This window comes from Variovorax sp. R-27 (genome assembly GCF_049913215.1).
Taxonomy (GTDB): domain Bacteria; phylum Pseudomonadota; class Gammaproteobacteria; order Burkholderiales; family Burkholderiaceae_C; genus Variovorax.
On the sequence record NZ_CP183984.1, the window covers coordinates 5696812 to 5710464 of the forward strand.

Consider the following 13653-nt stretch of genomic DNA (forward strand, 5'->3'; position numbering starts at 1 on the left):
TGCGAACCATGACCCTTGCAGCAGCGCCCTCCATGCAGGCCACGCACGCCTCGGCCACGCCGACGGGGCGCCGCGTCTTTCTCGAGGTGCAGGACGTGCACAAGCGCTTCGCGGGCGTGCACGCGCTGCGCGGCATCGACCTGACGATCGAGGCCGGCGAGATCTACCACCTGCTCGGCGAGAACGGCTGCGGCAAGAGCACGCTGATCAAGATCATCTCGGGCGCGCAGCCGCCGAGCCAGGGCCGCATCGTGATCGACGGCAGGCCGCACGATGCACTGTCGCCGCTTCAGGCGCTCACGCTCGGCATCGAGACGGTCTACCAGGACCTTTCCCTGCTGCCGAACATGAGCGTGGCCGAGAACGTCGCGCTCAGCGAGCAGTTGGTGAGCACCGGCGGCAAGCTGGCGCGCCGTTTCGACGGCAAGGCGGTCGCGGCCACGGCCGTGCGTGCGCTGGAGACGGTGAAGCTGCCGACCGACGCCGCCTTCCTGGCGCGCCGCGTCGACGAACTGCCCATTGCCACGCGCCAGCTGGTGGCGATCGCGCGCGCCGTCGCCACGCGCGCGCGCATGGTCATCATGGATGAGCCCACCACCTCCCTCACGCAGAAGGAAGTGGACAACCTCGTGCACGTGGTCGAGGCGCTGCGCGCGCAGGGCGTGGCGGTGCTGTTCGTGAGCCACAAGCTCGACGAGTGCATGGCCATGGGCGGCCAGGCCATCGTGTTCCGCGACGGCACCAAGGTCGCGCAGGGACCGATCAAGGGTTTCACCAAGGCCGAGCTCGCGCACTGGATGACCGGCAAGCAGCTCGACGGCGCCCGCTACCGTCACCGCTCGCACGACGGCGACGTGCTGCTGAAGGTCGAGGCGCTGGGCCGCGGCACGCAATTCAGCGACGTGGGCTTCACGCTGCACAAGGGCGAGATCCTGGGCATCACCGGGCTGCTCGACTCGGGGCGCAACGAGCTGGCGATGGCGCTCGCGGGCGTGCGGGCCGCGGACCGCGGCCGCATCTCGCTCGCAGCGAAGGAGATCACGCTGAAGACACCGGCCGACGGAATCCGCCAGGGCATCGGCTATGTGCCCGAAGACCGGCTCAGCGAAGGCCTCTTTCTCGACAAGCCCATCCGCGACAACATCGTCACGGCCGTGCTCGGCCGCCTGCGCGGGCGCTTCGGCGCGCTCGATGCGCGCCAGTGCCAGGCGCTGGCCGAACGCACCGTGGCCGACCTGCAGATCGCTACGCCCGACGTGGACCGCCCGGTGCAGTCGCTCTCGGGCGGCAACCAGCAGCGCGTGCTCATCGGCCGCTGGCTCGCCATCGATCCGCGGGTGCTGATCCTGCACGGTCCGACCGTGGGCGTGGACGTCGGCTCGAAAGACACCATCTACCGCATCGTGCAGCGGCTGGCCGAGCAGGGGCTGGGCGTGATCCTGGTCAGCGACGACCTGCAGGAACTGCTGCAGAACTGCGACCGCATCCTGCTGATGCGCAAGGGCCGCATCGCCCACGACTTCGACGCGCAAGGGCTGGCCGAAAGCGAGCTGTACCGCGCGCTGGTTTCCGACACCCCCTCTCCCGCATTCTCATGACGGCTTCCACCATGCAAGCGCACACCACCGCTGTGCCCGCAGCGCCCGAGCCCCGGGCCCGCACGTCCTGGCGCCACTGGCTCGCGCAGCGCCCCTCGGTCTTCACACTGGCGCTGATCGTTCTGGTGAGCCTGGTGGTGGGCGCGATCAACCCGAGCTTCTTCCAGTTGCCGGTGCTGTTCGACATCGTGCGCGCCTGCACGGTGCTGGGCCTGTTCGCGCTCGGCGTGCTGATCGTGCTGGCCGCGGGCGGCATCGACGTGTCGTTCGCGGCGATTGCCGCGCTCACGATGTACAGCATCACCAAGCTCGTGCTGAACTACTTTCCGGAAGCGCCGATCGCGCTGCTGCTGGTGGCGGGTGCGGCCAGCGGCGCGGTGCTCGGCGTGCTCAACGGCCTGCTGGTGCACTGGCTCAAGGCGCCCTCGCTGATCGTGACCATCGGCACGCAGTACCTGTACCGCGGCATCCTGCTGACCTTTGTCGGCACCGTGTTCTTCATGAACGTGCCGCTGCCGATGGATGCCTTCGGCAAGCTCGCGCTCTGGCGCTTCGACACGCCGCAGGGCCTGCACGCGGTGCTGCCGGCCACCGTGCTGGTGCTGGCTGGCGCGGCGGTGCTGACCTGGTGGCTGCTGAACCGCACGCTGATCGGCCGCGCGGTGTACGCCATCGGCGGCAGCCTGGCAATCGCGGAGCGGCTGGGCTACAACCTGCGCACCGTTCACGTCTTCGTGTTCGCGTACGCGGGTTTCCTGTCGGGCCTGGCGGGCATCGTGCATGTGTCGAGCACGCGGCTGGCCAATCCTTTCGACCTGGTGGGCAACGAACTGGACGTGATCGCCGCCGTGATCCTCGGCGGCGCCCGCATCACCGGCGGCAGCGGCACCGTGGGCGGCACGCTGCTCGGCGTGGTGCTGGTCACGCTGATCAATAACGTGCTGATCCTGGCGGGAGTGCCCAGCACCTGGCAGAAGGTCATCATCGGAGCCTTCATCCTCGTGGCCGGGGCTTGCTTCGCGATGCGCAAGCAGGGCTGAGGGCTTCACGCTCATGCCAGAAGGCAGATCGATGACTGTCAGAGGCGGGCATCGACCGACCAGGCTACAGCCGCCGCTATGCGCGAGCAGGCTGATGGACCTCGGGGGGTGAAGGCTCGGCGGCCATGTCGCCGCGCCCGGCTCGGCTGAAGCCGTCCTCGTTTGCCTTGAGCCACCGCAACGCCATCCACAACGTTGCACCGGCAAGCAGCGCGCTGGGGATGGCGACGATCAGCAGCCCATGGCCGATCATCGACGGCCCCCCGATCCGCTCGCTGACCCAGCCCGTGAAGAAAGGACCGCTCCCGCCCCCGCCCACCGTGTTCAGGAATGCTGCCACCGCGATGACCTGCGCCCTGAAAGCCCTCGGCGCAAGCACCTGAATCGGGATGGCCGACAGCGCCAGGTACATCGCGAACAAAAGCACCGTGCTGGCGTAGAGCACCATCGCCAATGTCGTGCTCGCCACCAGGTAGGTTCCTGCAATGAGCGGAACGACCGCGAGCGTCACGCCCATTGCGATCTGGACGATACGCCGGGCAGCCAGTTCGTCGGGCGCCCTGCTTGCAAGCACCCCGCCCAGCAAGGCACCGCCCAACCCGAAAAAGATGTTGATGGGACCCAGGATGCGCCCGACATCGGCCGCGCCCAGGTGATGAACGCGAATGAAGAACGAAGGCGCCCATGCCGACTGCGAGTAGAAGCCGACCGTGACGAGCATGCCGCCGATCAGGTACGGCGCGAAGAAGCCGACGCGGTCTTTCACAGCCCCGGGGAAAGTGGCACTGGCCGTGGGCAGCACCGATGGCTGCTGGCGAACGGGTTCGCGCACGGTCGCGAGAAGAACCGCGCCGAGCAGCAGGCCGGGCGCTCCCACGCACACCAGAACGCTTTGCCAGGGCTGCAGCACGCCGACAAGCGGCAGCAACAGACCACCGGACTGCGTGAACCCCCTGAGCAGAAGGCCGCCCAGCACGAGCGACAGGCCGCCTCCCACGAAGGGCGCGGTCATGAAGACGGATGTTCTGCCCACCAGCCGGCGCGGCGAGAAACTGTCGGTGAAGATCGACAGCGCGGCCGGGATCAGCCCGGCTTCCGCCACCGCGGTGACCGCTCGCGCCGCCATGAAGGCGTGGAAATTGGGAGCGAGTCCGCACGCAATGGTCGCAAGGGACCAGACCAGCACGCAGACGCCGGCAATCCTCACGCGGTTCCCTTTGTCCAGCGCCCGTGCCAGCGGGATGCCCATTACCGCGTAGCACACCGTGAACGCAAAGCCCTGCACCAATCCGATCTGCGCATCGTCGATGGAGAACGAGTGCTTCAGCGCGTCGACGAGGATGCTGACCACGGTCCGGTCGATGTACGAAATGATCGCGCACAGCCAGAACACGCAGACGACGTACCAGCCTCTGGCTGGGGTCAACAAGTCGGCCTGTGGGGTTGCAGCGGAGACGGTCATGGCACCACCGACGGCTCGATTCCGGCGTCGGAATCGGCGGGAAAGAGTCGCAATGTGTCGCGGCACACGGCACCGGCCTTCATCACCAGAACCACCGTGGATGCGGGGTCGCGAAAGACCGTGATGTCTTCGACGGGGTTCTTGTCCATGACGATCAGATCGGCGTCGAAGCCCGCCTTGATCCGTCCCGCCTGCTCGCCGATGCCCAGCAGTTCGGCATTCACCGACGTCGCGGAGCGCAGCACATTCAGCGATGAGCTCAGTTCTCCGCGCAGGACGAGTTCCTGGGTTTCCCGCCCCTGTAGCGAACCCAGCAAGTCGGTGCCGAGGCCGACCTTGACGCCCGCCTCTTCGCTGTGCCCGATCGCTGCGTACATGGCGTCCACCAGGTACTTGAGTTTGTCGAGCGCGCCGGCGGGCAACCGGACCTCGCCGTCAAGCATGTGCTTGACGATGCCCAGGGTCGGGACCACGAAGGCGCCCTTGCGGGCGACGATCTCCGCGGCCTCGCGGTCCATCATGCTGGCGTGCTCGATGGAGCGAACGCCGTGCTCGGCACACCGCACGATGGCTTCCTTCGTGTGCGCATGCGCCATGACATAGCTTCGCCACCGCGCCGCCTCTTCCACGGCAACCGCGATTTCAGCGTTGCTGAACTGCTGCGACCAGATGGGATCGGTGGGCGACAGCACGCCGCCGGAGACGAAGATCTTGATGTGGTTCGCGCCCTGGCGAAACTGGTCGCGCACTGCCTCCCGAACATGGTTTTCTCCATCCACCACGCGCGTGAAGGCCCCGACAAGATCGCACTTGCAAGGCGAGGCGGCCCGGTGTCCCCGCATGTCGCCATGCCCGCCGGTCTGGGACAGCGCCTTGCCTGCAATCAGATAGCGTGGGCCGTCGAGCAGCCCCTCTTCCAGCGCCTGGACCAGGCCCTGCTCGCCTCCTCCAGCATCACGGATGCTGGTGAAGCCCTGCTGCAGCATGTTGCGCAGATAGCGCCCGGCATAGTGGGCGAGGTAGGACGGTTGCAGCTTGTCGAGGCCGCCGACGTCGAGACTGGCTCCGGTGGCATGCGTGTGCGCGTCGATGAGGCCCGGCATCACCAGCCGGCCCCCGAGGTTCACGCGACGGACGTCTGGGCCTGCAGCCCCCTCGCCGTCACCTCGTTCGACGGAAGAAATCTTCCCGTTTGAAATCCCGATGGCGTGGTGGTCGTCACCGAAGTAGCGATCGCCGTCGAACAATCTTGCGTGGGTGAGAACGAGCTGCGGTGACATGGATGCCCCTTTTGCGGCAATTCTAGAAATGGGGGTGGCATTTCTCTTGTCCCTGCATGCATGGCGATTGATCCTGCGTGCCGATCCCGGGCCCTTCGGAGCCCTTTCCATGGGATATGCTGCGCCGCGCAATCTTTGTTTGAACTTGGAGTAACTCGATGGAAGACGTGAAGATCCTTCAGATCATGCCCGCCGAAGGGTGGGTCGCTGTGTACGACGGCGGCGATGAAGGAGAAATGGAAGAGCCGCTGGCCTGTTTTGCGCTGGTGCAGGTCGACTACAAGAATGGCGACGGCATCCAGACCGAAGTGCGCGGTATGGCGCCCGACGAAAAGCTCATGGCGTTCGTGGAAGACGCTACCAACTTCGTGACGGTTCGTCGCGCTGAAGAAGCCGACGACGAAGAGGAAGACGAGGCGGCCGAGTAGGTTTTCCCTGGCAAGGCTGGCAGGCCTCAACGGGAGGGGGCACTGCCAGCTCTTCGCCGGAACTCTCCCGGCGTGATTCCGTAGGTATCGCGGAACAGACGGGTGAAGTGGCTCTGGCTCGCAAACCCCGCCTTCGCCACCACGTCCACCAACGTGGAGTTCGACGAACGAATCAGCCCGCGTGCGACCTCGAGTTGCTTGTGAACAATGAACTGGTGAGGGGAAGTCCCCGTGGACTTCCTGAAGATGCGAACAAACTGCGACTTGCTCATGCCGACGCTTGTCGATAGTTCCATGAGAGTCAGTTCACTCATCGGCTTTTCCGCGATCAGTTCGTTCAGTCGCGACCATTGCCATTCCGTCAGTTTCCCGCGCTCTCTTACCGGGGCCTGCCCGCGGCTTCGAATCAGGTGTGCCAGCACGCCGCAGCTCAGCGACTCGGCGTAAAGAGACCCGTTGGGGCAGCCGCGCTTGACTTCCCGCAGCATCGCCCGGAGCACAGCGGTCAGGGCGGGATCGTAGAACTCGACGGCCTGCCGAAGATTCACGAGCAGGTCTTCTCGCTCCAGGCCTTGATGTTCGAGCGCGGTCAGATCGAGCGGAAGCAGCAGTCGGCGGGCGTCCCGGCAGTCGACCTGGCTCACGCGGACTCGTGTTTCTGCATTGAACAGCGTCAACGAGCCAGCGCTTGCATTGAGGTCGTACCCGCGGCCGCCCACGGTCATGCGTGACGTGACGGCGCCGGACTCGATCAGCGACAGCGTCGGAGCCAACGTGGTGAAACTGCTTGTCCAGGGGCCCTCCGGGGTACCGACCCACGCGAAAGGCAGGCCGTTCCAGGCGGCGGTCAGCGATGGCGCAAGAAGACTCGCGTTCTCGCGACTCCGCGCTGCTTCGTCTAGTGCAGTCCGACCTAGCTTGAACACCATATTTCCTCCAGGACGTGGGCGATCCGACGCGACAACCCCGCCACTCTAGTGTTTTCGATGAGGGTCGTTTGTTCAAAAGTGAGTCGAACGAGCAAGACCGGATTTCGCTTGCACATTGAAATCGGCCGGCGGCGGTCAATCACGCCGCGCGGCCGTGCAATTTCTGCCCGCCGAACAAGAAACTCGGAGATAGACAATGACCAGTGAGCGGTATCGGCGTTGCAATCAGTGGCATCTTTCAGCGGTCGCACTCTTGCTTGCAGGCTTGACGGCATGCGGCGGAAGCGGGGACGGCAATTCGACACCCGGCCTGGTCTTGCCTCCCGCGCCACCTCCGGCCGCTGTATCGGGTGCTCAGGGCCTCGAATGCGACGACTCGATGAAGACCGGCTTCACGCCGGACGCAAACACCTCGGTCTTGCTGGCGAAGTCATTCAAGAAGGGAGACCCGCTCCTTCTTTCCGGCACCGCAACGTCGACGACTCCCATTGCGCAAAGCGACCTGTGCCTGGTGAAGTTGATCGTGGGGCCGGGGCACACCGGACCTTCGGATGCCCCCTCCACCTCGGCCGGAATCGGGATCGAAATATGGCTGCCTGGCAAGGTCGCCTGGAACAAGAAGATCCATTTGATCGGCGGCACCGGTTGGGCGGGTGGAACCCAAACCACCCCGGGCGTGATCTCGTTCAGTCCACTCGCCAGCCCCTGGGACGTGGCCGGCGTGGAGGGCGCCGTATCCGCAACGACCGATACAGGGCACACCGTGTCGAACGGCGACTTCCTGATGAACCCCGATGGAACAGTGAACACCGTCGGATGGTCCGATTTCTCGGAGCGCGGCATTCATGAAATGACGGTAAAGGCCAAGGCGCTCGCCAGGGCCTACTACGGATCGGACGCGAAATACACCTACTGGCACGGCAGTTCGACGGGAGGTCGCCAAGGGCTCAAGCAGGCTCAGGCGTATCCCGGCGATTTCGACGGAATCATTGCCAGCTCGCCGGCCATCAACTGGACCAGGTTCAACACCGCCATGCTCTATGGCCAATTGATCACGCAGCGCGATCTTGGCGGTGTCGCCATGAGCGTTGCACAGGTCAATGCGGTATCTGCTGCTGCGCTCAACGCATGCGATCTGGTCGGTGGCAAACATCTTGGATTCCTGATCGACCCTTCTCAGTGCACATACGACCCGCAGCAAGACCCGCAGGTGCTTTGCACTGGCAGCGGGGGCAGCAATACGGACCCGACTACCTGCATTTCAGGTGCGCAAGCACAGAGCCTCAATAAAGTCTGGTACGGACCGACGCGGGACGGATCGGTGCCCGCTCCGGCGACGGACACGGGATATGCCGTCGGCCTGACGGGGTCGCACCTTTGGTACGGCTATCCACGCGGCGCGCCGCTTGCGACTTCGCCATTTGGCGGCGGCGCGATTCTGGGTCCGGTGAATCCGCAGACTCTGGCAACGGACACGGTTGCGCTTATTCGGCAGGACCCCACGTTGGGAACGCCGAGTTTTCTCAATGCCACGGGGAACGGGGTCGACGGCTGGAAGAACCTCAGCTATTCCGACCTCGGCAGCATTTTCGATCGCGGAAATTCGCTTCAAACCGAGTTCAGCCGCATCAACACAGACAACCCGGATCTGACGGCGTTTCAAGCGCGTGGCGGGAAGCTCATTACCTTTGTCGGCCAGTCAGACGATCTGATTCCCCATCAGGGGCTGCTCCAGTACTACGCCGCCGTGGCGAATCAACTCAACGCTTCATTGAAGTCGCCACCCGCCGGCACTTTTGCTGCGGTGAATTCTTTCTACAAGCTCTACCTCGTTCCCGGGATGGGTCACTACGGAACGAATGGGACCGTCAACGTCGACGCCAATCCACCGGTTCCGGGCGAGGCGCTCAAGTACGCGATGTTGACCGACTGGGTAGAAAAGGGCATCGAGCCCGGGCGCGTCGATGTGACAAGCACGGCGACAGCTACCGCGCCCGCCAAAGGTCAGCCGTTCTGCGTCTATCCGCTGAAGGCGACCTACCAGTCGGGGGATATTTTTGCCGCTGGCAGCTACGCATGCCGGTAGTCAAACCTTGAGCCTGTACCCGGTCTTGAAGATCCAGCGCACGGCGATCAGGCACAGCGCCAGGAAAACCAGCGTCACGCTCATGCTGATCGGCAGGCTCACGTCGGAGACGCCATAGAAGCTCCACCGGAACCCGCTGATCAGGTAGACCACCGGATTGAACAGCGAGACCTTCTGCCAGAACGGCGGCAGCATGTTGATCGAATAGAAGCTCCCACCGAGGAAGGTCAGCGGCGTGACGATCATCAAGGGAATGATCTGCAGCTTTTCGAAGCCGTCGGCCCAGACGCCGATGATGAAGCCGAACAGGCTGAACGTCACCGCGGTGAGCACGAGGAACGCCACCATCCACAGCGGGTGCGCGATCTCGTACGACACGAACAACCGGGCGGTGATCAAGATGATGACTCCGAGGATGATCGACTTGCTCGCCGCCGCACCGACGTAGCCGCACACGACCTCGACATACGAGACGGGAGCGGACAGCACCTCGTAGATCGTGCCCGAGAACTTGGGAAAGTAGATGCCGAACGAGGCATTGGCGATGCTCTGCGTCAGCAGCGAGAGCATCACCAGGCCCGGGATGATGTAGGCGCCGTAGGCGATGCCGTCGACATCCACCATGCGCGAGCCGATGGCCGAACCGAAAACGACGAAATAGAGCGACGTGGAGAGCACGGGCGAGGCCACGCTCTGCATCAGCGTGCGCCACGTGCGCGCCATCTCGAACAGGTAGATGGCGCGGATTGCGTACATGTTCATGCTTGCCCCCTCACGAGGCTGACGAAGATTTCCTCCAGCGAGCTTTCGGAGGAATGCAGGTCCTTGAAATCGATTCCGAGCTCGCCGAGCTGGCGCAAGAGGCCGGCGATCTGGTTGTCGTCGCCCTGCTTGTCGAAGGTATAGATCAGCGAGTGGCCGTCGTCGGCCAGATCGAGCTGGTAGCGGCCGACGAGTGCTTCGGGAATGGCAGCCAGCGCGTTCCGAAGGCTCAGCGTCAGTTGCTTCTTGCCGAGCTTCTTCATCAGCACGGCCTTGTCCTCCACCAGGATGAGCTCGCCCTTGCGGATCACGCCGATGCGGTCGGCCATCTCCTCGGCCTCTTCGATGTAATGCGTGGTCAGGATGATGGTGACGCCGCTTTCCCGCAGCTTGCGCACCATCTCCCACATGCCGCGCCGCAACTCCACGTCGACGCCGGCGGTGGGCTCGTCGAGAAAAAGAATCCGGGGTTCATGCGACAGCGCCTTGGCGATCATCACGCGACGCTTCATGCCGCCCGAAAGCGCCATGATCTTGGTGTCTTTCTTGTCCCAAAGGGAAAGATCGCGAAGCACCTTCTCGATATGGGCCGGATTCGGCGGATAGCCGAACAGGCCGCGGCTGAAGCTCACCGTGCCCCATACGGTTTCGAAGGCGTCGGTGGCCAGTTCCTGGGGCACCAGCCCGATCTTCGTGCGGGCGGCCCGGAAGTCGGTGACGATGTCGTGCCCATCGGTCAGCACCGTGCCTTCGCTCGGGTTGACGATGCCGCAGATGATGTTGATCAGCGTTGTCTTGCCCGCCCCGTTGGGGCCGAGCAGCGCGAATATCTCTCCTTGGTGGATGTCCAGATCGACACGCTTGAGTGCCTGGAATCCCGACGCGTAAGTCTTGGAAAGCTGATTGACCGAGACGATTGAAGGCACGAGACCTCTCTTGAGTCTGTAGGGGGAGTCTGGAATCTTACGCTTGGGTCGCGCTGGGGCTGAGGCTGCACTCGCTGCCTCCTGGAGCGCGCAGTCGAAGTGGCAACCGGCCGCCTCAAAAGCTGAAGAGGTCATGAGCACTTCCATTCGATCTCGCTAGAAGAGCCCGCGTTGTGACGTCGTCAAAGCCATGAAGCTTTCTCCAATGGGCTGAAGAATGGCATCGGCAATCGGCTGAAGCTGCCTGGTCAGGTAGTGCTCGTAGTCGATTCGGGACTGCCGAATCTCCATGGGTTCAGGGCCGCTGCGAGTCATGACATACCGGATCCAGCCGCCGTTCTGATATTGCCTGGGTCGGTTGACCCGACTGTTGTGATCGTCGGCAATCCTTGCCGCACGTACCTGCGGCGGTACGTTGACCAGGTAGGCATCGAGGCGGTGGCGCAGGCGCTTCCTGTAGATGAGCAGGTCGTCCATCTTGCCCGCCAGCAGCGCCTCTGCATAGTCGGTCACGAACTCCTTGTAAGGCTCGTCGTGAAAGATGCGCGAAAGCAGGCCCTCCTGGAACTGGCGCGCCAACGGGGTCCAGTCGCTGCGGGCCATCTCGAGACCGCGGTAGACCATCTCCTCCTTGCCGTTGGCGTCGACGCTCAGGCCCGCATACCGCTTCTTGCTGCCCACGTCCGAGCCGCGAATGGTCGGCATGAAGAACTTCTTGTAGTGGGTGTCGAACTCGATCTCGAGGAAGTTCTGCAGGCCGTACTCCTCGCGAAGGGAGTTTGTCCACCACGCATTGATGTCTCTCACCAAGGTGGTCGCGACGGCGTGCGCGTTCTCGTTGGTGTGGGTACGCCTGAGCCAGATGAAGATGGAGTCGGTGTCGCCGTAGATGACTTCGTAGTCCCGGTCTTCCACGAATTCGCGCGTGAGCTTCATCATCTCGTGGCCACGAAGGGTGATGGCGGACACCAGCTTGGGATTGAAGAAACGGCAGTCGGCTGCACCCAGCACGCCGGCGAAGGAGTTCATGAGCAGCTTCAGGGCCTGGGACAGCGGCTCGTTCTTCGTCCGCTTGGCCTCGTCCCGGGCGCGCCAGAGCGTGGTCACGATTTCCGGCAGGCAGTGCTTCTCGCGCGAGAAGACAGTTCCCTGCGGGCCCTTGACGAGTGTGGTCGCGTCGCCAGCGTTCGAGCCCTCGATGAAGCCGACCGGATCGACAAGAAAGGTTCGGATGATCGAGGGGTAGAGGCTCTTGTAGTCCAGCACCACGACGGAGTCGTAGAACCCCGGCTTCGAGTCCATCACGTAGCCGCCGGGGTAGGCCTTGCTCGCAATCTCGCCCACGTTCGGCGCCACGTAGCCCTGGCGATGCATCCGCGGCAGGTAGTGGTGGCTGAACGCGGCGATGGAGCCACCGAAGTGGTCGGCCTGCAGGCCTGTGGTCTGGGCCCGCTCCATCACGAACTGCAGCAGCTTCGCCTTGTCGAAGATGCGCAGGACCAGCTCGCAGTCCCGGATGTTGTAGAGCGCGAGCGCGGGCTTGTCTTCCTGGTACCGCCGCTCGATCTCCGCCATCTTGTCGTACTCGTCGCCGATGGCCTTGCCCTCGCCCAGCAACGTTTGCGAGACGGTCTCCAGGCTGAAGGAGGGAAAGCTCCACACTGCGGCCTTGAGGGCGTCGATGCCGTCGATGATCACCCGGCCGGGCATGGGCGCGAACAGGTAGCCCTGCTTGCCCGGATGGGTGCGCCATTCGATGGGCCGCCGCTCCCGCCCCAGAAGGAGCTGCGTCCCACACTCGTTGGCTGTCTTCTGAAGCACTCGCAGGTCGAACTGGATGACGTTCCAGCCGATGATGACGTCCGGGTCGTTTCGCTCGAACCAGTCGTTGAGCTTCTCGATCATGGCCTTGCGGGTCGGGCAATAGGTGAGCGAAAAGTCCATGGGCCCACCCGACCCTGATGACTGCTCGCTCGGCTCGGGTGGCGGCTCGCCCAGCATGAACACGACGCGGTCTTGCGTACCGTCCAGCGCAATCGAATAGAGCGCTTCGTGCTGGCTGGTCTCGATGTCCAGCGACACAACCTTCAGCACCGGCCGGAACTCGGGCGCTGGCTTGAGCTTGCAGTCGACGATGGTGGAGCGGTCTGCCCGCCCTCCTTCCACCAGCACGCCAGCGGTGATGAACCGTTCCATCAGGTAGCGATCGTGCGGGCGCACATCGGCTTCGAGCAGGGGAACGCCCTGTGCCTGGAGGGCGCGCATCAACCGGCCGAGCTGGCGGAAGTGCTTCGCATAGACACCAGTGACGGGTTCCTGATGAAAAGTCTTCAGCTCGAGCTCACGCATCTGCAGGCCTGGCATGGCCATGAGGTGCGCTTCTACCGCCGCCCTGTGCCGGGTTGCGACGAATGCGACGGAGGTCTGGGAGGTCAGGACCACTTTCACCGGCCCCGCATCTGTTGCCAGCCAGTACTCGATCTCCGTGCCGGCGGGAGCATCCCGCCAGTGGCGAGTGAGGATGAAGCCCTTGAGTTCGGTGGACGTCACGAGAGCTTGGCGAATCGGATAGGGCAAGAGAGCGGGCTTGGCGTGGCCGATTTTCGCCCGGGCATGTCCAATTGCCGTCTGCGCAGGCGGAGGCCAGGCAGTCCCGTGTCATCTGCCCCGCTGGAGGTCAACCACGCTTGTGCAAAGCAGTCCAAAACGAACCAGCTCAGTACAACAATAAAAGGGGGCAAAAAAGGGGCAAAGTATCCGCCCCGCCCCGCAAACCCGCGTGAATACTGGGTTGCTGGCGGAGAGTGTGAGAGCGGTAACTTATTTACTGTCAACAAGTTACCTCTCGGATACCATGATCAATGCCTTGATCGTCGCGCCGCTAACCGGGGATCGCAGTCGGCAGCCGCTGAATGAACGAATGAAAGCAGAGAGGACAGAGGTTGCTCCCCTGCGGCACCGCTACAAGGGGGCACCGTGCCAGCCGGGGCCGGCGTCATAGGCATCTTGATGGAATGCTGCCGAAGCGAGTATGGCCTTGCACTTTTTATCGAGCGCCTCTCGTTCCTTTGGGTCCATCGTTTCGCCGCGAGGTGGCATCGACACGCCGTGATTGATGTGCACATGACCGCAAAAGTCCGCA

10 protein-coding genes are annotated in these 13653 nt (G+C 63.8%); 4 read left to right on the top strand and 6 right to left on the bottom strand.

Going from position 1 to position 13653, the window contains the following annotated elements; translation table 11 throughout:
• Window positions 1–8 precede the first annotated feature (8 nt).
• Both ACN9MV_RS26715 and ACN9MV_RS26720 read left to right on the top strand, forming a co-directional pair.
• The gene (locus tag ACN9MV_RS26715) at window positions 9–1598 is read left to right on the top strand and encodes a sugar ABC transporter ATP-binding protein (protein ID WP_426390235.1); all 1590 of its coding nucleotides are present in this window, start codon (window positions 9–11) and stop codon (window positions 1596–1598) included.
• Complete coding sequence (locus tag ACN9MV_RS26720) at window positions 1595–2638, top strand: ABC transporter permease (RefSeq protein WP_093059604.1); 1044 nt, start codon at window positions 1595–1597, stop codon at window positions 2636–2638. The genes ACN9MV_RS26715 and ACN9MV_RS26720 overlap by 4 nt, the downstream gene beginning before the upstream one ends.
• 76 nt (window positions 2639–2714) lie before the next feature.
• On the opposite strand, the gene ACN9MV_RS26725 is transcribed toward ACN9MV_RS26720, so the two are convergent.
• The gene (locus ACN9MV_RS26725; RefSeq protein WP_426390237.1) at window positions 2715–4100 is read right to left on the bottom strand and encodes an MFS transporter; all 1386 of its coding nucleotides are present in this window, start codon (window positions 4098–4100) and stop codon (window positions 2715–2717) included.
• Window positions 4097–5380: an amidohydrolase family protein gene (locus ACN9MV_RS26730; RefSeq protein ID WP_426390239.1), complete on the bottom strand. Its 1284-nt coding sequence runs from the start codon at window positions 5378–5380 to the stop codon at window positions 4097–4099. Before ACN9MV_RS26730 ends, ACN9MV_RS26725 begins: the two co-directional genes overlap by 4 nt.
• Before the next feature lie 158 nt (window positions 5381–5538).
• Between ACN9MV_RS26730 and ACN9MV_RS26735 the strand changes: the two genes are divergently transcribed.
• Window positions 5539–5808, top strand: coding sequence for a hypothetical protein (locus ACN9MV_RS26735; protein WP_093059610.1), 270 nt, complete (start codon window positions 5539–5541; stop codon window positions 5806–5808).
• 26 nt (window positions 5809–5834) lie between these two features.
• Here ACN9MV_RS26735 and ACN9MV_RS26740 read toward each other — a convergent pair whose 3' ends face one another.
• Window positions 5835–6737, bottom strand: a complete 903-nt coding sequence (locus ACN9MV_RS26740) for a helix-turn-helix domain-containing protein (RefSeq protein ID WP_426390241.1) — start codon at window positions 6735–6737, stop codon at window positions 5835–5837.
• Between the two features lie 379 nt (window positions 6738–7116).
• On the opposite strand from ACN9MV_RS26740, the gene ACN9MV_RS26745 reads away from it, so the two are divergent.
• On the top strand, window positions 7117–8823 hold the full coding sequence (locus ACN9MV_RS26745) for a tannase/feruloyl esterase family alpha/beta hydrolase (protein ID WP_426390243.1): 1707 nt from the start codon (window positions 7117–7119) through the stop codon (window positions 8821–8823).
• Here ACN9MV_RS26745 and ACN9MV_RS26750 read toward each other — a convergent pair whose 3' ends face one another.
• Genes ACN9MV_RS26750 through ACN9MV_RS26760 form a run of 3 tightly spaced genes read right to left on the bottom strand, consistent with a single transcriptional unit; the run spans window position 8824 to window position 13061 of the window.
• Window positions 8824–9585, bottom strand: a complete 762-nt coding sequence (locus tag ACN9MV_RS26750; RefSeq protein ID WP_093059616.1) for an ABC transporter permease — start codon at window positions 9583–9585, stop codon at window positions 8824–8826. It lies immediately after the preceding gene.
• A complete protein-coding gene (locus ACN9MV_RS26755) occupies window positions 9582–10658 on the bottom strand; it encodes an ABC transporter ATP-binding protein (protein WP_426390246.1) in 1077 nt (358 codons plus the stop codon). Before ACN9MV_RS26755 ends, ACN9MV_RS26750 begins: the two co-directional genes overlap by 4 nt.
• Before the next feature lie 9 nt (window positions 10659–10667).
• The gene (locus tag ACN9MV_RS26760; RefSeq protein ID WP_426390248.1) at window positions 10668–13061 is read right to left on the bottom strand and encodes a DNA polymerase II; all 2394 of its coding nucleotides are present in this window, start codon (window positions 13059–13061) and stop codon (window positions 10668–10670) included.
• Window positions 13062–13653: the final 592 nt, after the last annotated feature.